Annotated in this window: 15 protein-coding genes; 7 read left to right on the top strand and 8 right to left on the bottom strand. The window is 70.5% G+C overall.

From position 1 onward, the window contains the following. Positions 1-220: 220 nt before the first annotated feature. Entirely contained in the window at positions 221-1,798 is a 1,578-nt protein-coding gene (locus tag ACFVAV_RS00005; protein WP_379027874.1) for a carboxylesterase/lipase family protein, read from the bottom strand. A gap of 348 nt (positions 1,799-2,146) precedes the next feature. Here ACFVAV_RS00005 and ACFVAV_RS00010 point away from each other — a divergent pair, with 348 nt between their 5' ends. Further along, positions 2,147-2,368 (top strand): zinc ribbon domain-containing protein, encoded by a 222-nt coding sequence (locus ACFVAV_RS00010; protein ID WP_379027876.1) that lies wholly within the window; start codon positions 2,147-2,149, stop codon positions 2,366-2,368. A 59-nt stretch (positions 2,369-2,427) separates the two neighbouring features. Beyond that, the gene (locus ACFVAV_RS00015) at positions 2,428-2,769 is read left to right on the top strand and encodes a DoxX family protein (RefSeq protein WP_379027878.1); all 342 of its coding nucleotides are present in this window, start codon (positions 2,428-2,430) and stop codon (positions 2,767-2,769) included. A 3-nt stretch (positions 2,770-2,772) separates the two neighbouring features. On the opposite strand, the gene ACFVAV_RS00020 is transcribed toward ACFVAV_RS00015, so the two are convergent. Genes ACFVAV_RS00020 through ACFVAV_RS00035 form a run of 4 tightly spaced genes read right to left on the bottom strand, consistent with a single transcriptional unit; the run spans position 2,773 to position 6,409 of the window. Further along, a complete protein-coding gene (locus tag ACFVAV_RS00020) occupies positions 2,773-3,048 on the bottom strand; it encodes a SelT/SelW/SelH family protein (RefSeq protein WP_132369677.1) in 276 nt (91 codons plus the stop codon). Between the two features lie 12 nt (positions 3,049-3,060). Beyond that, positions 3,061-3,459 carry a YchJ family protein gene (locus ACFVAV_RS00025; RefSeq protein ID WP_379027880.1) on the bottom strand — a complete coding sequence of 133 codons (399 nt, stop codon included), beginning with the start codon at positions 3,457-3,459 and terminating at the stop codon, positions 3,061-3,063. A gap of 35 nt (positions 3,460-3,494) precedes the next feature. Beyond that, entirely contained in the window at positions 3,495-3,920 is a 426-nt protein-coding gene (locus tag ACFVAV_RS00030; protein WP_379027882.1) for a hypothetical protein, read from the bottom strand. An 8-nt stretch (positions 3,921-3,928) separates the two neighbouring features. Further along, entirely contained in the window at positions 3,929-6,409 is a 2,481-nt protein-coding gene (locus ACFVAV_RS00035) for an AAA family ATPase (protein WP_379027884.1), read from the bottom strand. A 423-nt stretch (positions 6,410-6,832) separates the two neighbouring features. On the opposite strand from ACFVAV_RS00035, the gene ACFVAV_RS00040 reads away from it, so the two are divergent. Genes ACFVAV_RS00040 through ACFVAV_RS00060 form a run of 5 tightly spaced genes read left to right on the top strand, consistent with a single transcriptional unit; the run spans position 6,833 to position 17,186 of the window. Beyond that, positions 6,833-9,724: a DUF5691 domain-containing protein gene (locus ACFVAV_RS00040; protein WP_379027886.1), complete on the top strand. Its 2,892-nt coding sequence runs from the start codon at positions 6,833-6,835 to the stop codon at positions 9,722-9,724. Then, positions 9,721-10,821 carry an AAA family ATPase gene (locus ACFVAV_RS00045; RefSeq protein WP_379027888.1) on the top strand — a complete coding sequence of 367 codons (1,101 nt, stop codon included), beginning with the start codon at positions 9,721-9,723 and terminating at the stop codon, positions 10,819-10,821. Before ACFVAV_RS00040 ends, ACFVAV_RS00045 begins: the two co-directional genes overlap by 4 nt. 49 nt (positions 10,822-10,870) lie before the next feature. Further along, positions 10,871-13,501: a DUF5682 family protein gene (locus ACFVAV_RS00050; protein ID WP_379027890.1), complete on the top strand. Its 2,631-nt coding sequence runs from the start codon at positions 10,871-10,873 to the stop codon at positions 13,499-13,501. A gap of 35 nt (positions 13,502-13,536) precedes the next feature. Continuing rightward, complete coding sequence (locus ACFVAV_RS00055; RefSeq protein WP_379027892.1) at positions 13,537-14,700, top strand: VWA domain-containing protein; 1,164 nt, start codon at positions 13,537-13,539, stop codon at positions 14,698-14,700. A 56-nt stretch (positions 14,701-14,756) separates the two neighbouring features. Next, positions 14,757-17,186, top strand: a complete 2,430-nt coding sequence (locus ACFVAV_RS00060) for an ADP-ribosylglycohydrolase family protein (RefSeq protein ID WP_379027894.1) — start codon at positions 14,757-14,759, stop codon at positions 17,184-17,186. 176 nt (positions 17,187-17,362) lie between these two features. Here ACFVAV_RS00060 and ACFVAV_RS00065 read toward each other — a convergent pair whose 3' ends face one another. From ACFVAV_RS00065 to ACFVAV_RS00075, 3 genes are read right to left on the bottom strand one after another with little or no spacing between them, the layout of a single operon-like run. After that, entirely contained in the window at positions 17,363-19,894 is a 2,532-nt protein-coding gene (locus ACFVAV_RS00065) for an ABC transporter permease (RefSeq protein WP_379027895.1), read from the bottom strand. Then, positions 19,891-20,667: an ABC transporter ATP-binding protein gene (locus ACFVAV_RS00070; RefSeq protein WP_379027897.1), complete on the bottom strand. Its 777-nt coding sequence runs from the start codon at positions 20,665-20,667 to the stop codon at positions 19,891-19,893. Before ACFVAV_RS00070 ends, ACFVAV_RS00065 begins: the two co-directional genes overlap by 4 nt. Positions 20,668-20,722: 55 nt before the next feature. Next, a complete protein-coding gene (locus ACFVAV_RS00075) occupies positions 20,723-21,637 on the bottom strand; it encodes a hydroxymethylglutaryl-CoA lyase (RefSeq protein WP_379027899.1) in 915 nt (304 codons plus the stop codon). Between the last annotated feature and the right edge of the window lie 22 nt (positions 21,638-21,659).

Raw genomic sequence — 21,659 nt, forward strand, 5'->3', positions numbered from 1 at the left:
TCTTTTTTTTTTTTTTATTCCACAGACCTTGTTTTTTGGGGTGGTGGTGGGGCGGGTGCGGTTGGTCGGGGGGGGCCCCCTCGACGTCTCCGACGGAAGCAAACCGCCTGGTCGGAGGGTGATCAGGCGGTCGACGAGGCAGGCGCGACGTGCGGACGGACCGCGAACTGGGTCGCAATCCAGGCAACCACGGTGCGTTCCTCCGCTCGGTTAGGCCGGATCAGCTGAAGCCGACCGCCTGGTCTCCCCACGCCGTGTGCAGGTCGGCGTCGGGGTTGTCGACGATGCGGTCGATGGTGTCGATGAGCAAGGTGGTTCTGGCGGCCGGCCGGTAGTGCGGCCAATGCTTGGAGCCGTCCAGCGCCGCGGGCACGCCGTGCTCCGCGAAGGCGAGCCAGCGGCGCTGCATGCGGCCCGACACCGCGACCGAGGCCTTGCGGCCGCCCAGCCAGAACGTCGGATCGTGGTTCAGGGTGCCGAAATTGCCGAAGACATAGGGCAATTCGGTGGCATGCCCGGCGCCGACGCGCGCCGCCTTCAACATCGGGGTGGCGTAGTCGAAGCGGTACATCCAGGTCGGCGAGTGCTGGGCGTGGCCCTCGGCGACCCAGGCGGCGGGCATCCGGAAGGCCGCGTCGGTGGACATGGCCAGCGCCCCACGGGTTTTGGTGAGGTCGGGATAGGCGGAGGTGATCTCGGCGATCCGTTCCGGCGACATCTCCGGATGCGAGGCGGCGACATCGTTCAGCATCGCGTTCACCGCGTCCGGAGTCACCGGCATGATCGGTGACCGCAGCACGCGAAACAGCGACGCCTCGTCGCGATTGGTACCGATCAGCAGCGGCACGCGATGCGAAAGCCCCTGCTGGAAGCGGTCGATCGGAAAGCCGGGCAGCAGGTCGCCGTCGACGACCGGCGCCGCGGCGAGCCTGCCCGGCTCCTTGATCGGCACCTCGTCCAGCAGCGCCGCACCGACCTCGACGAGCTGCTCGATCGGCAGCTCGAGCAGCCGTCCGGCCTCGCCAGGACCGAGTTCGAGCAGTTCCAGGTAGCGCTGGGCGACGACGGCGGCGCGCTCCTGTCCGAAAACGGTGGTGGCGGGCGGACTCTGGGCGATCGCCTTGTGGAACAACCCGGCCGCGGCGGGCGAGGTGAGCAGGGCGGTGACGCAGCCGGCCCCCGAGGACTCACCGAAGACCGTGATATTGCCCGGATCACCACCGAACGCGGCGATATTGTCGCGCACCCAGGCCAGCGCGGCCAGCTGGTCGTGCAGGCCGAGATTCGGCGTGAACGGCGCACCGAACGAGGACAGGTCGAGGAAGCCGAGCACCCCGATCCGGTAGTTCACCGAGACCACGACCACGTCGCCTGCCTCGGCGAGCTTGCGCCCGTCGTAGATGGTCTGGGCGGCGGTGCCGAGGCAGTACGCGCCGCCGTGCAGCCACACCATCACCGGCCGTGGTTCGTCGTCGCTCGGCTCCGGTCGCGGCGACCAGACATTGACCCACAGACAGTCCTCGCCTATGGCCAGATCGGAGTCGACCGGGACCATCGCCCCCATCGCCTGCGGCGCGATGTCACCGAAGACGACACAGTCGCGCACGCCGTCCCAGCGTTGCGGGGGCTGCGGCAGGGTGAAGCGGGCCGGGCCGGCCGGCGCCGCGGCGTAGGGCACGCTGCGCCACACGGCGACCGGCCCGTCCCAGATCCCGCTGACGATTCCGTACTCGGTGCGTGCCAGCGGTTCGGCCTCGTGTGTCCGCACGTCGGGGTCGAGATCGGACTGAATGCTCATCACACACCTCCTTGCCGGCGCGACCCCACGGGTGCCTGTGTATTTGCTCCCGCAGGCCGCAGCACCTGGTGACTCTTTTCGAGAGTACGTCCGCCCGCCCCGAACGGCCTCCCAACGCACCATTCCGGCTGGTAACAGTTACCCTGCGGACACAGGAGAAACTCGCACTTCGGCGCACGGTGCACCGGTCACACTGTGATTTCGGCCATGGGCGCGGCCCGGTGCACCGATTGCGCGCGGTCTTGATCGCCTACCGAGACGACACGCAGACGACACGTCATCTAGATAGCTGAAAGTATGCCGACCTTGCCGGCCTGCGGTGACGGCCCGACTGCTTACACTGTGCCGATGCCGAACTACAGCTTCCGGTGTCGTTCCTGCGGCGACACGTTCGAGGTGAACCGGCCGATGGCGCAGGCTTCGGATCCGGCCACTTGCCCAGTGGGGCATGACGATACGGTCAAATTGCTGACCACATTCGGGACCGTGGGGCGTGGTGCCGCACCCGCGCCCGTCGCGGCGCCCCGGCCCGCCGGTGGCGGTTGCTGTGGCGGGGGCGGCTGCTGCTGAGGTAGTGGCCGGGTCAATAGAATCGAGGCGACCGATCCCCTCGTGGAAGAAGACGCGCCATGACCATTGCGCGTATCGCGGTCGCCGTGCTGCTGGCGGCCCTGCTCGTCTACTCAGCCCGCGCGAAGTTGTCGGGTAAACCCGAGGTCGTCGAGGCCTACGCCAGGGTCGGGGTCGACCAACGACGGCTTCCGCTGCTCGCGGCCGTGCTGTTCGCGGCGGCGGGTGGTCTCGTGGCCGGATTGTGGTGGACGCCGCTGGGCCTGGCCGCCGCTCTCGGCCTGGTGGTCTACTTCGCTCTCGCGCTGGTCGCGCACGCCATCCACCACGATCTCGGCCATGCCGGACCGCCCGCGGTGATCCTGGGATTGTCGGCCGCCTGCGCCGTCCTGTTCGCCTGACGTTCAGTCGCGCCGGTCGACGTGGCCGAGATCGCGATCGGGCGCGATCCGGTCGCGGACCCGTTGCTTGAGGACGGCGATATCGGGAAAACCGCCGTCCGCCTTGCGTTCCCACAGCTGTTCGCCGTCGAGGGTGATCCGGAAGATGCCGCCCTGGCCGGGCACCAGCGCCACCTCGCCGAGTTCGGTGGCGAAGGTGGTCAGCAGTTCCTGCGCCATCCAGCTCGCGCGCAGCAGCCAGCGGCATTGGGTGCAGTATTCGATCGCGATCCTGGGCACGAGGTCAGTGTGTCAGGCCTGGAAAGTGCCGTCGAGGTACACCCACGCGCCGTCGACCCGGACGAAGGTGCTCAGCTCGTGCATCGCGTCGCGCACGCCGTCCAGCTTGTAGTGGGCGATGAACTCGACGGTGCCGTTGTCGTCGAACGGGCCGCCGCGCTGGATGCCGACGATCTCCAGGAACAGCCACCGCTGGCCCGGGTCGAGTTCCAGGTCGGCGGGGCGGGTGTTCGGATGCCACGACCTCAGCAGATAGTCGGTGTCGCCGACGACGTAGGCGGTGTAGCGCGAGCGCATCAGGGTCTCGGCGGTCGGCGCGGGCCGCGTGCCTGCCAGGATCGGTCCGCAGCAGCGGTCGAACGGTTCGCCGCGGCGGCACGGACACGGTTTCGCTTCACCCATGCCGGTCATCCTGCCGGGTCGCGGCGCCTGTCGGCCACGCGGGCTCAGCCGAAGGGCTGGTGCGCCAGCGGGACCAACTCGAGCGACCTGGCGAGGTCGGCGGTCTGATCACGCCAGCGCCGCAGATCGGTGACGCTGGGCGCCATCTCGTAATCGAGGTGATGCGCGGCCCGGGACAGCGCGGCCCACAGCGCACCGACCTGTCCCGCGGTCTCGGGCCCCGCGTAGACGCGCAACGCGAGCAGCTGCGCCCGCATCGGACACCGCATGAGCTCCGGGGCGATCTGCGCCCACAGTTCGTCGACAGCCTGCTCGAGCGCGAGCCGCAGAATCCACGCGACCGCCCGCGACCACACCCCACCGGCATCCGATACGGCGCCGGACAGGAGATGTTCGGCCGCCTCGAGCCGTTCGGCCACCGAGGGGCGCGGGGTGTACTTCGCGCGTCGCGGCCTGTTCCGGCGGCTCACCGGCGGGTTCATGAGCGGACCGCGGCGGGGTCGTGGGCGCGTAACCAGGCGATGAATCGTTCGGTGTCGCTGATCAATTCGCGCATCGGTCGGTCGATCGGCACGTGGGCGCCCGCGGTGGCGTCGCGCAGGACGCCCACCAGCCAGCGGCCGCCGACCGCGCTCAGGTGCTTGTTGAGGTCGTCGACGCGGGCGCCGGTACCCATGATCGCGAGGGTGATCATGGCGCGGGTGGTGTGGGCGTTGCGCACGCGCCGTTCCACTTCGGCGTGGTCGAGGCCGGTGGCGAGCAGTTCGTGGCGGGCCTTCGCCAGGCCGGCCGCTTCGATCGCGGACCGGCAGCACGTGGCGACCAGTTCGTCGGCGATGGCGGGCGGCAGCTGGGGTGTGCGCAGCAGGGAGCGGGCGTCGTCGAGGTAGCGGCGGACCGGGTCGCCGGTCACCCTGACCTCGACGATGGAGCGTTCGCGGCGCTGGACCTCGAGCACCGTGGCATCGAGCTGCATGCGGCGCACCGCCTCGGCGAGACGCTCGTCATGGGTGAACACCACCACCTGCCGGGTGATCGCCACCTCGGCGAGCACCCGGGCCAGCCCGTCGACCTTCGCCGGGTCCATCGCCTGCACCGGATCGTCGATCATGACGAAGCGGAAAGGACTGTGCGCCATCGTCGCTCGCGGCAGGAACAGCGACAGCCCGAGCGCGTGCAGCTCACCCTGACTCATCACCCCGAGCGCCGCGCCGTCCACCTCGTCGACGGTGACATCGAGCAGCACCCGCCGCGCCGTCCCCGCACTGCCCTGTAGCCGGATCGCGCCGAGTTCCACATTGCTCTGCTGCCGCAGCGTGCTCCACACCCACCTGGCGGTGCTCTCCAGCGGCCGCATCCGCTCGCCCCGGATCGTCGCCGTCGCCGACTTGAGCCAGTCGGCCGCCTTCTTCACCACCCGCAGCTCGGCCGCGTCGGCCGACACGGCCCGAGCGGGATCGAGCCAGGCGAGAATCCTGGGGACCAAGGGCGACCACACCGAGTCGAGCCGCTCGAGTTCGGTGCGCGTATCGCTGTGCAGAGCAGCGAGTTCGGCGGAAAGGTCGGTGTGCGTAGCACGGACACGCGCGGGCAGCCCGTCGTCGTGGTCGGACTCACCGAGCTCGGCCCACAGCGACCACAGGCGCCGAACCGCCGCAAGCCGTGGACCCAGAATCGATGCTCCACCAAGCTCGGCGCCTCCCTCGGGTGCGGCGGTGTGCAGGTGCGCGGCTGACGAGTTCGCGGCGAGTTCGATCGGCATGCGGGAGGTGAGCGAGCGCGTGACTGTCAGGGCCGCGTCGAACTCGGTGCGGGCGGAACGCAGGGCGGCGAGGTGGGCACTGCGCTGGGCGATCTCGGCGTCGGCGGCGGTGAGCCAGGCCGCGTCGAGGTCACCGCGGCCACAGACGGGGCACGGGCAGGTTTCGCTTACCGTGACGTGTTCGCGTGCACGGGTGAGCAATTCGAGAACACGGAGATCGGATTCGGCGTCGGCGGTCGCGTGTCGCGACAGGTCCGCGGCCGCGTCGGCGAGGCGATCCACCGTCGCCGCGACCTGCGCCGCGTCGGGCAGGGTCAGCCGCAGGATCGCCCGCAGTCCGTCGGGACCGTCGACGCCGAGCACCGAGCCTGCCACCGCGGCCGCGACCGCGTCGAGGTCGGGTTCGGGGACGCGCAGCAGGTCGGCGACGCGGCGGGCACGGTCGTCGTCGACGTCGGCGAGTTCGGCCAGCAGGTCGGTTCTGGATTGGCGCGAATCCCGCACAGCGCGTTCGAGTTCCAGTTTGCGCAGGCGGATGTGTTCGGCGGCGGCGGCGAGTTCGTCGAGGCCGAGCAGCCGGTGTAGCGCGTCGAACAGGTCGCTCGGTTTGCCGTCGACCAGCGCGCCGAGTTCGCTGTAGGACAGGAACGGCCGGTACAGGTCCAGTCGCTGCCGCCTGCTGCGTGGATCGACCGGGACGGGCTGAGCGGATCCGCGCCGTTCCGTCCAGTGCGCCTCACCCAGTTCACTGCCGGGCGCCCAGTGGGTGGCGACCGTGAGCTCCGTGTTCGCACCCGCGGTGAGCAGTTCGACCTCGATCCGGGCGAGATCGGGTTCGTGCAGGTTGCGCCACCCTTCCCGCCACGCGGTCGACCGGCCGTCCCAGCGCCGGTTGCCGCCGGTCAACGCGAATTCGGCGGCCTCGGCGAAGCTGGATTTGCCACTGCCGTTGCGCCCGACCACCAGGGTGAGTCCGGGTCCGGGGTTCAGCCCCAGCGTGGCCGTCGGCCCGATCCCACGGAAACCGTGCACCGTGATGGAGCGCAGGAAGACGCCGGTATCACCGGAATCCGGTGCGGCCCGGTCATCGTCGGCCTCGGACAGGGCGGCCAGCACGCACTCGGCGACCCGCGCTTCCACAGCGGGGTCGGCCGCGAGCTCGCGCGCGACCACCTCGGCGATCCGATCCGAGCACATGTGCGACATCCCCCTTCGCGCCCGCGCGCAACGCGGCGGCCGATGTGCCCGGCCGACGAGATCCTCCTCAGCAAACGCTACCTGATCGCGGAGCGTTCGCCCAGGGGATGCGCAGCGCCCCAGCGAATCTGCCCGCGGGAGTGGAATGGCCATCGTGGCGCCGCGGCGGGCCCTCGATGTCCACCCCTCGCCCACCCCGGCGGGCAGCTCGATGAGGTGCTCACACCCGCGATACGCTGCGTTGAGCGGCGCGGGCGGTCCGGGCGAGCCGAACAGGTCAGAATGCCAGACTTTTCCGTGCACGGCAAGTAGAGAAGCGCGAATCCGCCACAGCACCAGCGTTTTCCAGGAGATTCGTCGGCCTCGACGGCAGTTGTCGGTGGGCTGCGGTAGATATTTCGGCGACAGAGAACGGGGGAACCGATGACCGACCGACAGGCGCCGTGGACCGAGGACCAGGTCCGCGCTCTCGCACCGGACGCGAGCTCACTGACTGCCGCACGCAAGCTGGCCGGTCGCTGGCGGGCGACCGGCGCCGCCGGAACCGCCGTGTGGGGTCTGTGCCAGGGCAGCGGATCCAAGCCGTATCAGACGATCGTCGACCTCGCCGGGCCCGCGTACAAGTGCTCGTGCCCGAGCCGCAAGTTTCCCTGCAAGCACGCGCTGTCGCTGCTGCTCACCTGGTCCGGTGGCGCGGTGCCCGACCAGGACGAGCCCGCGGATTTTGCCGCGGAGTGGCTGGCGGGCCGGGCGGCCAAGGCGGCGGCCCCGCCGAAGGCCAAGGCCGCGGCCACGCCGTCGCAGGCAACCGTCGAGCAACGGCGGGCGCGGGTGTCGGCGGGACTGACCGAGCTCGAGGTGTGGCTCACCGATCAGATCCGCACCGGCCTGGCCCAGACCGATCGCTCGTTCGCCGCGTACGAGGCGATCGCGGCCCGCATGGTCGACGCCCAGGCACCCGGTGTCGCGGCGACGCTGCGCCGGCTGCCCGCGGCGGTGGTGACCACCGAGCACTGGCCCGAACTGCTGCTGCGCGAGTACGCCCGGCTGCATCTGCTCGTGCTGGCCCATCGCACCCTCGATGCGCTGCCCGAGCCGCTGCAGGCAGGCATCCGCACCCATGTCGGCTACCCGACACAGGCCGAGTCCGTGCTGGCCGAGCCCGCCGTGCGCGATCGCTGGCTGGTGCTCGGCATGCGGGTCAGCGAGGAGGATCGCCTGCACACCCGGCGTACCTGGCTGCGGGCACGCGGCAGCGGCCGCTGGGCCGTGCTCGTCGAACATTCCTTCGGCACACCGAATTTCACCGGCGAGGTGCCGGTGCCCGGCCACGAGGTGGACGCCGACCTGCACTACTACCCCGGCGCGGCGCCGTTGCGGGTCCAGTGGGGCAGCCGCCACGGCGCCCCAGAACCCTTCACCACCGTGCCCCCGACCGGCGGCACCACGATCGGCGACGCACTGGACGCCTACGCGGGCGCGCTGAGCAACGATCCCTGGCTGCGCGCCTGGCCCGCCCTGCTGACCGAGGTCGTGCCCGTGCTCGGCGAGCACGGCTGGCAGCTCGTCGACGCCGACGGCGCGGCCTTGCCGTTGTCGGCGGGCGTGCGGCCGTGGCGGTTGATCGCCGTGTCGGGTGGTCATCCGGTGACGGTCACCGGTGAATGGCGTGCCGACGGGTTCGACCCGATCTCGGTATTCACCGCGGGCGACGTGAGCGATCTGGAGACGGAGTTCCCGACGCAGTCCGCGGCGACTCCCGAACTGGCCGAACTGGTTTCGGTCGCTTTGCTCGGCACCGCGCGCCGCAACGCCGACAGTGTGGAACTGGCCGGGGCTGTCGCGGCCGCGGTACCGCAGCGCTCCGGCGAGCCAGCCGTCCGGCTGCTCGACACCGCCGCACTGCAGGATCTGTACCTGCGTGGTGGTCGCCTGCCCGGCTCGGCGCCGAAACCCGAACCCGCCATGGATGATCCGCGCCGCCTGCTGCCGAGGCAGGCGGCCGATCGGCTCAGCCGTCTGCTGGCGGACAAGTCGGCGTTCCTGCCCGAGTGGTTCGCCGCCGCGGCACCCTTCGACTTCCGGCTGCCGGATGTGCTGTGCGTCCAAGCCCTCACGGCGGCATCCGACAGCGGCCTGCGCGCGCCGCTGCTCCGGCTGGCAGGTCGGCGCGGCCGCTGGCTCGCGGCACGCAATCCTGCGTGGTCGGGTCTGCTGGATTCGTTCCCGGTCGATCGGGCCGCGGCGGTGGAGTCGGAAGGCAAGGGGTCTGAATCCTCTGGTACCGAAGACATCTGGCTTTTCGGCGCGTCCGGTGAGCGCAAGGACTGGCTGGCGCAGGTGCGCCGGACCGATCCTGCCGCCGCCCGCGAGGTGCTGAGCACTGCCTGGGCCAAGGAATCCGGCCCGATCAAGGCCGAACTGCTGGCGCTGCTCGGCGACGGACTGAACCTCGACGACGAACCCTTACTCGAACGGGCTCTCGACGACCGGCGCGGCGATGTCCGGCGCACCGCGGCGGGACTGCTGGCCCGGCTGCCGGGTTCGGCGTTCGGGCACCGGATGGCCGCGCTGGTGTCGTCGTGGCTCCAGGTGGACGCTGACGGCACCGTCACGGTCACGGTGCCCGCGGAAGTCGACGCCGCAGCCCGGCGAGACGGCATCACCGACAGCACCGATCAACCCACAATGCGCTGGGACACCCCCGATTCGACAGTGAAGACCCTGCACCAGGCGATCGCGGCGACTCCACTGACCGCGTGGGCAGCACTCGTGACCGGATCCGACACCGCGACGGCCGCGCTGACCATGACGCTGCCGCCGCGCTACGCCAAGGCGATCGTCGACGGCTGGGTCGACGCGACCCTGACACAGCGCGAAACCACCTGGGCCCGAGCTCTGTTCGCGCACGCGACGCCGACCGAACAGGCGGTGCTGCGCCGCCGCGAACTGTTCACCCTGCTCGACGCCGCCGACCGGATCGAGCACGTCCTAGATCTCGATTCCCACCAGCTCACCCAACTGCACGCGATCCTGCCCGGCCTCGACCATCCCTGGCCGCGGCAGGTCGCCGACCACGTGCTGCGGTTGCTCGGCGACCGTGCCCGCACCACGGCCCGCCACCCGCATGCCGGCGCCGGTGTCTACACCGACCGTGCCCTGCTCACCGCCGCGGGCGTGCACCTGCCCGTCGACCTGGCGACCCGCGTCACCGCGCTCGCCGGCACCACCGAGGACCCCGCCTGGCAACAGGCCTTCCACCGACTCGCCCACGATCTCACCGACCGCGCGACCATGCTCGAGGAGCTGCGATGACCACCACCGAACCGGCAACCACCCTGCTGCGTCCCCATGCCGAACAGGCCTTCGCCGACGAGCTGGCCGCGCTGGCGCGCGTCGACGACCGGCCGCGTCCGCCGTCTTGGCGGCTGTCGCCGTGGGCGGTGGTCACGTATGTGCTCGGCGGGACCCTCGACGACGGCACCGTCATCACGCCCAAATACGTCGGGCCGCGCCGGCTGATGGAGGTGGCCGTCGCGACCCTGGCCACCGACCGCGCGCTGCTGCTGCTCGGTGTGCCGGGCACGGCGAAGACCTGGGTGTCCGAACACCTCTCGGCCGCGATCAGTGGCGAGTCGACCCTGCTGGTGCAGGGCACCTCCGGCACCGCGGAGGAAGCGATCCGCTACGGCTGGAACTACGCCCGGCTGCTCGCCGAGGGGCCGAGCGATGCCGCGCTGGTCGCCTCGCCGGTGATGACCGCCATGCGGACCGGGGCGATCGCCCGGATCGAGGAACTCACCCGCATCCCCTCCGATGTGCAGGACGCGCTGATCACCATCCTGTCCGAGAAGACGCTGCCGGTCCCCGAGCTCGGTGCGGAAGTGCAGGCGGCCAAGGGTTTCAACGTGATCGCCACGGCCAACGATCGCGACCGCGGCGTGAACGACCTGTCCTCGGCGCTGCGCCGCCGCTTCAACACCGTGATCCTGCCCCTGCCCGCCGACGAGGATTCCGAGGTCGCCATCGTCAGCAGGCGGGTCGAACAGCTCGGCGCCGCACTGGAACTGCCGACGGTGCCCGCCGCCGCCGAGGAGGTGCGCCGGGTGGTGCGGGTGTTCCGCGAACTGCGCTCCGGGATCACCGCCGACGGCCGCACCAAACTCAAGTCACCCTCGGGCACCCTGTCCACCGCCGAGGCGATCTCGGTGATCACCAACGGTCTGGCCCTGTCGGCGCACTTCGGCGACGGCGTCCTGCGCGCCTCCGACATCGCCGGCGCCGTCCTCGGTTCGGTGATCAAGGACCCCGTCGCGGACTCGGTGGTCTGGACCGAATACCTCGAGGCCGTGGTGCGGGAGCGCCCGGACTGGGCCGACTTCTACCGCGCCTGCCGCGAGATCGCGAACTGACACCAGGCCGACGGGGAGGACGGAACAGACAGCACACATGGGGATTTCGATGAGTGAACAAATCGACGGCGCGACCGGCGCGGCGAGTGCTCCTGCCGGCAACGCCGGTGCGGGAGCCGACGCCGGGGAGGCCAACGACCCGGCCACCGACACGGGTGTTGTCAACGGTCCGGCGACCGACGCGGGCGCGGGCAGCCGTGCGCGCGGCGATGTAGGTATCGGTGCGAGTGCCCGTGCCGACGCGAGTGCCGACGCCGTGACGAGGGTTTTCGGCATCCGTCACCACGGGCCCGGCTCGGCACGGTCGCTGCGACAAGCGCTCGAGGAGTTCGGGCCCGACGCCATCCTCATCGAAGGCCCCGCCGATGCCGACCCCCTCGTCGGATTCGTCGCCGCCGACACCATGACCCCGCCGGTCGCGCTGCTGGCTTACGTCCCGGATTCCCCTGCCCGCGCGGCGTTCTGGCCGTTCGCGGTGTTCTCGCCGGAGTGGCAGGCCATGCGCTACGGCGTCGACCATGCCGTGCCGGTCCGCTTCTGCGACCTCCCCGCCACGAATGTCCTCGCCGCCGACGACAACTCCCGCGGTGACCGCACCGACCCGCTGGCAGCTCTGGCCTCGGCGGCCGGCTACGACGATGCCGAACGCTGGTGGGACGCCGTCGTCGAATCCGTGCCCGACAGTGCGGCTTTCGACGCGATCACCGAGGCGATGGCCGCCCTGCGCGACGACGCAATCCATCACGCACCGGCAGCGGACCCGGACCATGCGACACCGGGGCCGGACCCGGCTGCGCTCCCCAGCGTCGCGCCGCTGCCAGGCGACGCGACGTCGTTGGATGAGGCAGCACAACCGGGCGAGGCTACGCAACCCGACCCGTCGACAGAGCACGGTGGCACGGCACAAACGAGCCCACCACCGCCCGGGAGCTCTTCGGTGCCGTCGGAAGATATCTCGGCTGCAACCGGATTCATCGCACCGCTGGTGGTCGATCAGCACACCCTGCGGCGCGAGGCGTACATGCGGCAGGTGATGCGGCAGGTACTCAAGGACGGTGCGAAACGGCTCGCCGTGGTGTGCGGCGCGTGGCACGCGCCCGCGTTGACCGGACCGCTGGGTCCTGCCGCGCCGGATATGCGGCTGCTCAAGGGGTTGCCGAAGACGAAGGCGGCGCTGACCTGGGTGCCGTGGACGCATTCGCGGCTGGCGGCGGGGTCGGGGTACGGGGCCGGGGTCACCTCGCCGGGCTGGTATCACCATCTGTTCACCGAGACCGAGCGGCCGGTGGCACGGTGGCTGACCAAGGTCGCCGGTGTGCTGCGGTCGCACGATCTTCCGGTGTCGAGCGCGCACATCATCGAGGCCGTGCGGTTGTCGGACACGCTGGCGGCGTTGCGCGGCAGGCCGCTGGCCGGATTGTCCGAGGTCACCGAGGCTGTGCGGTCGGTGATGTGCGGTGGCGACGAGACCATGCTGCGGCTGGTGGTGGACGAACTCGTGGTCGGTGAGACTCTCGGTGGCGTCCCCGACGACACCCCGACGGTGCCGCTGGCGGCGGATCTGCGGGCGCGGAGCAAGACCCTGCGGCTCAAGCAGGAAGCGCTCGCCCGCACCGTCGACCTCGACCTGCGCAAGGAGCGCGATGTCGAACGCTCGCATCTGCTGCACCGGCTGCGGCTGCTCGGTATCGACTGGGGCACCCCGACCGTCGGCGAGGTCCGCAATACCGGCACCTTCCGCGAGACCTGGACACTGCGCTGGGAACCGGAATTCGAGGTTCGCATCGTCGAGGCCGCGGTGTGGGGGACGACGCTGCGCACCGCGGCCGAGGCCAAGATCCTCGACACCGCGAGCCGTGACGGTGTGTCCGTCGCCGAACTCGCCGACGCGCTGGAGATGGCACTGCTCGCCGATCTGGGCGGTGCCACCGACGGGCTGATCACCCGGCTGGAAGCGGCCGCGGCCCTCGACCACGACGTCACCCACCTGCTCGGCGCCCTGCCCGGGCTGACCCGCACACTGCGCTACGGCGATGTCCGCGGCACCGACACCAAGGCGCTGGCTCATGTCGCCGACGGTCTGCTGGTGCGGATCTGCGCCGGTCTGCCCGGCGCGGTCACCGGTCTCGACACCGACGCGGCCGAGGCGTTGCGCGTCCAGATCGACGCCGCGCACACCGCCATCAGCACCCGCGACGACGACCACGCCACCACCGAATGGCTGGCGACCCTGCAGCGCATCGCCGACCGTGACGATGTGCACGGTGCGATCGGCGGGCGTGCCGTGCGTCTGCTGTGCGACGCCGAACGCATCGACGACGCCGACTCGGCCCGCCGCCTGGCCGCCGCCCTGTCCGTCGGCAACACCCCCGCCGCCAAGGCCGCCTGGATCGACGGCTTCCTCGGCGGACGCGGCCTGCTGCTGGTACACGACCGGGAGTTGTTGCGCCGCATCGACGAGTGGCTCCGCGAGCTCACCGAGGACCAGTTCGTCGCCACCCTCCCCCTGCTGCGCCGCACCTTCGGTTCCTTCGAGTCCGGCGAGCGTCGCGCCATCGGCCAGGCGCTGCGCGACACCGGCTCCGCGCCGGCCGCCCCCGTCGGCGCCACCGCCGTCGACCCCGTCCGCGGGCAGCTGGCCCTGCGCGCCGCCACCGCGATCCTCGGCGCCGCCGGATGATCGCGCCACCACCCGCTCGATCACCAGGAGCAGCCATGACCGACAACGACGACAACCATTCGCGCCGATGGCGGCTCGTTCTCGGCCAGGCCGCGGAGGAACAGCTCGGCGGTCTGTCCTCGGGCCCCGACCAGGCGATGGACCAGGCACTCGGCGCGCTCTACAACACCGGCGAGGCAGGCGGATCGACGAAAAGGTCCGGTGGACTGGGTGGTTCGGCGCCGCGGGTGGCGCGCTGGCTCGGCGACATCCGCACCTACTTTCCCGCGACCGTGGTCGAGGTGATGCAGCGCGATGCCGTGCAACGGCTGAATCTCACCCAGCTGCTGCTCGAACCCGAGCTGCTGGAATCGGTGGAACCCGATGTGCACCTGGTGGGTACGCTGCTCGGCCTCAACCGGGTGATGCCGGAGACCACGAAGGCCACCGCGCGGATGGTGGTCGAGAAGGTGGTGCGTGAGATCGAGCAGCGCATCGCCGCCAAGACCGTCGCCGCGGTCTCGGGCGCCATCAATCGCGCCGCCCGCACCCACCGGCCGAAGCTGCGCGACATCGATTTCGACCGCACCATCCGCAAGAACCTGGCCAACTATCTGCCCGAGCACCGCACCGTGGTCCCCGAACGGCTGGTCGGCTACGGGCGCAAGGCGCAGTCGATCCAGCGCGATGTGGTGCTGGCGATCGACCAATCCGGTTCGATGGCGGCCAGTGTCGTCTACGCGTCGGTGTTCGGTGCGGTCCTGGCGTCGATGCGCTCGCTGAAGACCTCGCTGGTGGTGTTCGACACCCAAGTCGTCGACCTGACCGAGCAGCTCAGCGACCCGGTCGACGTGCTGTTCGGCACCCAGCTCGGCGGCGGCACCGACATCAACCGCGCCATCGCCTACTCGCAGTCGCTGATCACCCGGCCCACCGACAGCCTGTTCGTGCTCATCTCCGATCTGTACGAGGGCGGCGTCCGCGAGGAGATGCTGCGGCGGTGCAATGCGATGAAGGAAGCGGGCGTCCAGGTGGTGGTTCTGCTCGCGCTGTCCGACGAGGGCGCACCCGCCTACGACCACGAGAACGCCGCCGCGCTGGCCGCGCTCGGCATCCCGGCCTTCGCCTGTACACCCGACAAATTCCCCGATCTGCTGGCCACCGCCCTGGACCGTGGCGATATCACGCACTGGGCCGACACCCACGCTCCGGCCGTGTGAGACCGTGAGTTTCGCTAGGCTGCACAGCGATCAGGTTCGGTGAACGGGGTGAGGCGATGTTGCGGCGCGGGGAGGTGTTCGCCGGGTTCGTCATCGAGCGGGAGCTGGGGCGCGGCGGGATGGGGGCGGTGTACGCGGCCCGTGATCGGCGGCTGCCGCGGCTGACCGCGCTGAAATTGATGCATCGTGACCTGTTCACCGACTTCGAGATCCGGACCAGATTCGAGCGGGAAGCCGATCTGGTCGCCCAGCTCGACCACCCGAACATCATCACCGTCTACGACCGCGGCGTCGACGAGGAACAGCTGTGGATCGCCATGCAGTTCGTCGACGGCGTCGACGCGTCGGCAGTCCCGGTGCAGCAGTTCGAGATCGAGCGGATCGCGCAGATCGTCACCCAGACGGCGAGCGCCCTGGACTACGCGCACCGTCAGGGCGTGCTGCACCGCGATGTGAAGCCGGCCAACATCCTGCTCTCGCGCACCGCGGGCGTCGGCGCCGGATTCGACGAGCGGGTGCTGCTCACCGACTTCGGCATCGCGAAACTCCTCGACGACACCGGCGGCCTGACCCGCACCGGCCAGTTCACCGCCACCATCGCCTACGCCTCCCCCGAACAACTCAGCAGCGCGCCGCTGGACGGTCGCGGCGACCAGTACTCCCTGGCCTGCACCGTCTTCCGGCTGCTCACCGGCAGCGGCCCGTTCGACGCGCCGAATCCAGCGACCGTCATGCTCGGCCATATCAATGCCGTACCGCCGCGGGCCAGCACCCGCCGATCCGCCCTGCCCGCAGCGGTCGACGCTGTCCTCGCCAAGGCGATGGCCAAGGACCCGACGCGACGGTTCCCCACCTGCACGGATTTCGCCGCCGCTTTCACCGAAGCCCTCACCCGCCGAGCGCAGGCCCCGCCGAGCGGCTCCCTCCCGATCGGCACCGAGGCTCCGCTGCGGACCGGGGCCCTGCCGCCGGCGCACTCGGCGGCCACCCGCACCGCTTCGCGGGAATTCCCGGACCAGCCGCACGCCCGCCCCCTCGCCCCGCCTGCGACGGGCCGCCGAGCAGGCACCGGCGCGGTGCCGTCGAGCGGCACACGCGCCGATTCGCCGCAGGCCCGCCAGCCCCCGGAGCAAGACCTGGCCCGACGGCTCGACCCGACCGCGCGGGGCGCTGAGCCCGCGGACAGCGGGCCTCGGATCGACATCCGGCACCCGGACAGGTACACCGGCACATCGGCTTCCGGTCAGCGCGACCCTGGGAAGCAGGCCGGTGCGGGGCAGGGCTCGGCGGTGGCGCCCCGGTTCGAACACTCACGGCGGAGCAGCGACGCCGTGGCCAGTGCCGCGTCGGTGTGGCTCAACGCGGTACACGGTTGCCTGGTCGGCGGTGCGATCGGTGACGCGCTCGGTGCGCCGGTGGAAACCAAATCGCTGCACCGGATCCGGGCCGAGTACGGCCATCTCGGCGTCTCCGACGACGCCGCCGATCTACGGATCTCGGAGGAGACCCAGCTGACCGCCTTCACGGTGGAAGCATTGATCCGGGGTTCGGTGCGCGCTAGGGCCAAGGGCATCGGCGGAGCGACGCTCGGACTGCTGCAACAGGGGATGCTCGTATGGCTGCGCGGCCAGGTGCGCGACCTACCCGATCATCGGTTCGCACTGCACAGCTCCCTGTCCGACCACCCCGAGCTGACCGAGCAACGCGGCGTAGCGAACTCGGTGTACACCGCGCTGCGGCAAGCGGCCGAGCGCGGCGCACCGACGAGTCCCCTCGGCACCCGCGACCAACCGATCAACAACTCCAAGGGCAGCGGTGCGGTCATGCGCGCCGCACCGTGCGGATTCGGTTACGCCGCAGACCGTTCCGGTGCCGCGCTGGGCGCGATCTTCGAACTCGGTTGCGATGCGGCCGCACTCACCCACGGTCACCCCAGCGGCTGGCTCCCCGCCGGCACCCTCGCCGCCCTGGTTTACCGGGTCAGCCGTGGTGTCGACACCGCGATCGCACTGGACCACGCCCGTGCCGAACTCGCGAGTTACCCTGGCCACGAGGAGACTTCGGCCGCGCTCGACGCCGCGATCGCGCTGGCCTCCCGCACCGCCCGACCGGGCCGCCCACCCGGCCCCGAAGACCTCGAGACACTCGGTCAGGGCTGGATCGGACCAGAAGCGCTCGCCCTAGCCGTCTTCGCTGTGCTCGCCGCCGAGGCAGTCGGTGGCCCGCCCCACCTGATTGTCCGCACCGGACTCCTGTTGTCGGTCAACCACTCCGGCGACAGCGACGCCACCGGCTCGATCGCAGGCAGCCTCCTCGGCGCCCGCTACGGCCGCACCGCCCTTCCCCACCGCTGGTCACGCACCGTAGACGCCCGCCCTGTCCTCGACCGCCTGGCCACCGACTACTGCACCGAATTCGGGCTCACCCCACCCCGAGACGACCACGGCCAACCCACCCAGGACTGGTTCGACCGCTACCCGGCGTAACCGGATCGCACCGATCACACACCACCGCTCGCGCGCCATCACTCCTGTGCGGAGTACACCGTGACGCCCTACCGTCCGCCGCATCAGGTTCGCCGCGGCGGACGAACACCCACTCGGTCCACACGCACTCGGCCCCCGGCGGAAACGTCCGTCAGGGGCCGAAGCGCTTGCTACTCCTACAGATCCGCGATGGCCGCCAGCGGAGGCGTGCGAGCCGCGCGCACACCCGGCCACACCGCGGCCAGCACGCCGACCACGGCCGAGGCGATCAGCACGGTGACCAATTGCGACCACGGAATGGTGATCTGATCGATGCCCAGGTCACGCAGGGTGCGCAGGAAGCCGACGCCGAGGGCGATGCCGAGGACCAGGCCGACGATCGCGCCGAAGATGGCGATCAGCATGGATTCCAGGTAGATCGTGCGGCGTACCTGGGATCGCTGGGTGCCGACGGCGCGGAGCATGCCGATCTCGCGGCGGCGTTCGACCACCGAGAGGGCGAGGGTGTTGATGATGCCGAGCACGGCGATCACCACCGCCAGCGCCAGCAGGCCGTAGAGGATGGCGAGCAGGGTGTTGATCTGCTTGCCCTGCGCGCCCTTGAACTGCTCGTGGTCCTGCACCTGCACGACGACGAACGGTTCGGTGGCCTTCTCCAGATTCGCCCGCATGGCGGTGAGATCGGTGCCGGGCTCCGCCTTCACCAGCACGAAGGCATTGGTGCGCAGGCTCGGCGGCATCAACTGCTCGTAGACGCCGGGGTCGACGACCATCGCGCCGAGCAGCGGCGAGTTGGCGAAGATACCGCCGACTGTGAGCTCGAGCTTCTTGCTGTCGAGGCTGGTGATGGTGACCTTGTCGCCGACCTTCCAGCCGCGATCACCTGCCTGGGTCTCGTCGACGAGCAGCTCGTTCGCACCGATCGTGGTGGAACCGCTGAGCAGGTCGATGTCCATCACCGGGCCGATCGGGCCGTCCGGGGAGGTGGCGAGGATCTGCTCGTCCCCGACCTTGAACGCGACGACCTTGATGCCGGTGACGTCGCTGATCCCGGGCACCTGGGTGCGCACGGCGTCCACCGCACCGAGCGGCGCGCCGATCATCTGCGGACCGGCGAGCACGTATTCGGCCTTCACGCCCTTGTCGATCAGCACGCCGACGCTGGTCTTCGCCGAGGCGCCGAGGATGCCGATCGCCGAGACCAGCATCAGCCCGAGGGTGAGCGCGAACGCGGTGGCCGCGGTGCGGCGCGGATTGCGCACGGCGTTGTTGCGGGCCATCTGCCCGATCGCGCCGAACGGCCGGGTGAGCACGCCGAGTACGAGCACCATCGGCCGCGACAGCGCGGGCGCGGCGAGCAGCACGGCCAGGATCAACCCGAGCGCGCCGATGCCGACGGTCACCGCCGAGCCCTTGCCGGTGCCCTGCGCGCCGACATACACGAGCACGCCACCGGCCACCGCCATGACCGCACCGACCACGGTGCGTACGTGCAACGAGTCACCGGCGCTGGCGAATTCGGACCGCATCGCCTCCACCGGCGGCACCTTGGCGGCGCGGCGGGCAGGCGCGTAGGCGCTGGCCACGGTGACGATCAGGCCGACGAGCAAGGCGACGATCGCGGTCCGCGGCAGCACCGTCAGGGATCCGGTGGGCAGGCCGAGATCGAAGGCGTTCAGCAACGCCGACAACCCGAACGCCAGCCCGATGCCCGCGGCGAGACCGATCGCGCTGCCGATCAGGCCGATCACGACGGCCTCACCGACCACCGACCGGCCGACCTGCTGCCTGCTGGCGCCGATCGCCCGCAGCAACGCCAGTTCGCGCAGGCGCTGGGCCACGATCATCGAGAAGGTGTTGTAGATGATGAACGTGCCGACGATCAGTGCGATCGCGCCGAAGGCGAGCAGGAAGTAGTTGATGAAGGTGAGCGCCTCCGAGACCTCCTTCTTCATGTCCTCGCGGACCTCGTCGGCGTTCTGCACCTTGTAGTTGGGCAGGCCGGCGGCGAGCTTGTCACGCAGGTCATCGGCCGAGACACCCGGTGCGGCCGCGAGATCGGCGTAGGCGACGTGCGAGCCGTCGGTGAACAGCTTGCGCGCCTGCGGTTCGGTGAACATCACCGCGACCACGCCGCCGCCCTCGGTACCCGGCATCTCGTAGACGCCGGAGAGGGTCACCTCGAACGGGTCACCCTTGGCCGGGATGAGCACCTTGATCTTGTCGCCGACCCGCAGCCCGGCCTTCTCCGCGCCGCTGGTGTTGAGCGCGATCTCGCCCGGCTGGGCGGGCGGCGCACCCGCGACGAACGTGTTCGGCTCTTCGACCGACTTGTCCGGCGGCAGGTAGGACAGGCCGAAACTCGGTGCGCCACCGGTCTGCACGGCCTTCTTGCCGTCGGGTTCGAGCAGCACCACCGGGCCGTTCATGGCCGGAGCGACGCGGTCGACGCCCTCGGTCTTGGCCAGCGCGTCCACGATATTGGTCGGCACGCCCAGCGACTGCCGGTCCTTAGGGCCGACGCGCACGTCGACGCCCTGGGCCTGGCCTTCGAAGATGCCGTCGAAGGTGCGCTGCAAGGTGTCGGTGAAGACGAACGAGCCGGAGATGAAGGCGGTACCGAGCACCACCGACAGCAGCGTCAACGCCAGCCGCACCTTGTGCGCGGCGAGATTGCGCAAGGCGACCTTGCGCATGGGGTTACTCATCGGATCTCCAGCGCCTTCATCCGGTCGAGGATGGAATCCTGGGTCGGATCGCGCAGCTCGTCGACGATGCGACCGTCGGCGAGGAACACGACGCGGTCGGAGTAGGCGGCCGCGCGTGGGTCGTGGGTGACGATCACGACGGTCTGCCCGAACTCGTCGACCGAGGCGCGCAGGATCGCCAGCACCTCACCGGAGGAATGCGAGTCCAGGTTGCCGGTCGGCTCGTCGCCGAAGATGATCTCCGGCTTGCCGACCAGGGCGCGCGCGCACGCGACGCGCTGCTGCTGGCCACCGGACAGCTCGGAGGGCCGGTGCTCGAGCCGGTCGCCGAGGCCCAGGCGCTTGACGACGGTGTCGAGCCATTCCTGGTCGACCTTGCGGCCCGCGATGTCGAGCGGGAGGGTGATGTTCTCCAGCGCGGTCAGCGTCGGCACCAGGTTGAACGCCTGGAAGACGAACCCGATCCGGTCGCGGCGCAGCGCGGTCATCTGCTTGTCGGACAGCCCGGTCAGCGCGGTGTCACCGATGCGGACATGGCCCGCGCTCGCGCTGTCGAGCCCGGCCAGGCAGTGCATCAGCGTGGACTTGCCCGAGCCGGAGGGGCCCATGATCGCGGTGAACTCGCCTTTGGCGAAATCCGCTGAAACACCGTCCAAGGCCTTAACCTGTGTGTCTCCCGATCCATACAACTTGACCAGGTCTTGCGCGGCAGCCGCGATCTCGGTGGCGGCCGCCGCATCGACGGCCTCGGTGCCCATGGCGTGCGAAGTCATGATGTCCAGTCTGTCTGCCGACCGGTCAGCGCGCCATCCGGAATCCCCCCGATACCTAACTGATGACCCAGTCGAAGGCCTCGGCCTTCGAGCGCGCGCCTTCCGCGGTGCGGGAACGGTTGGGTTCGCCGAGGTCGGCGAGCAGCTCCTCGGTGAGGCCTACCAGACTCGCCAGGGCGGCCGGGGTGAACCAGTCCGGGCGGGTGGCGAAGAGGATGTCCTCGGAGGCGGTGTTGCCGCTGGCGCCGGGGGCGAAGGGGCAGCCGCCGAGGCCGCCGAGGGCGCCGTCGACCATCGTCGCGCCCGCCGCGACGGCGGCGAGGGTGTTGGCCACGCCCATGCCCCAGGTGTCGTGGCCGTGGAAGACGATGCGGCGCGACGGTGTGCGGTCGCGGACCGCCGAGACCAGCGCGCTCACCTGACCGGGGTGGGCCTGGCCGAGGGTGTCGGCCAGCACGATGTCGGCGGCGCCGTCGGTGCGCGGATCGTTGGCGATGGCCAGCACCCGCGCGGGGTCGACCTCGCCCTCGAACGGGCAGGTGAAGCTGGTGGCCAGGCAGAGCTGGATCGCACCGCCCGCCTCCTGCGCCAGCCGGATCGCGTCGGGCATGGCCGCGACCGAAGCCTCGGTGTCGCGGCCGATATTGGCCTTGTTGTGGCTGTCGGAGACCGAGAAGCAGTACTGGAAGTTGCGCGCACCGGCCGCCGCTGCCTTCTCGATGTGCCGGGGTGTGGCCACCCAGACCCAGCATTTCGCCAGCTCGTCCGGGGTGAGCGCCGCGATCAGCTCGAGCGAGTTGGCCATCGGCGGCACCAGATCCGGCCGGGCCATCGAGCCGATCTCCACTGCGGGCACGCCCGCGGCCAGCAGCCGCCGGACGACATCGATCTTCTGTTCGGTGGGCAGCACCTTGCCGGTGAGCTGCAAGCCGTCGCGCAGGGTCACATCCCGCAGCAGCGGGGCGGTCATCACCGCTGGTCCGGTTCCTGGG

The sequence above is a fragment of the Nocardia sp. NPDC057663 genome, from assembly GCF_042799895.1.
GTDB lineage: Bacteria > Actinomycetota > Actinomycetes > Mycobacteriales > Mycobacteriaceae > Nocardia.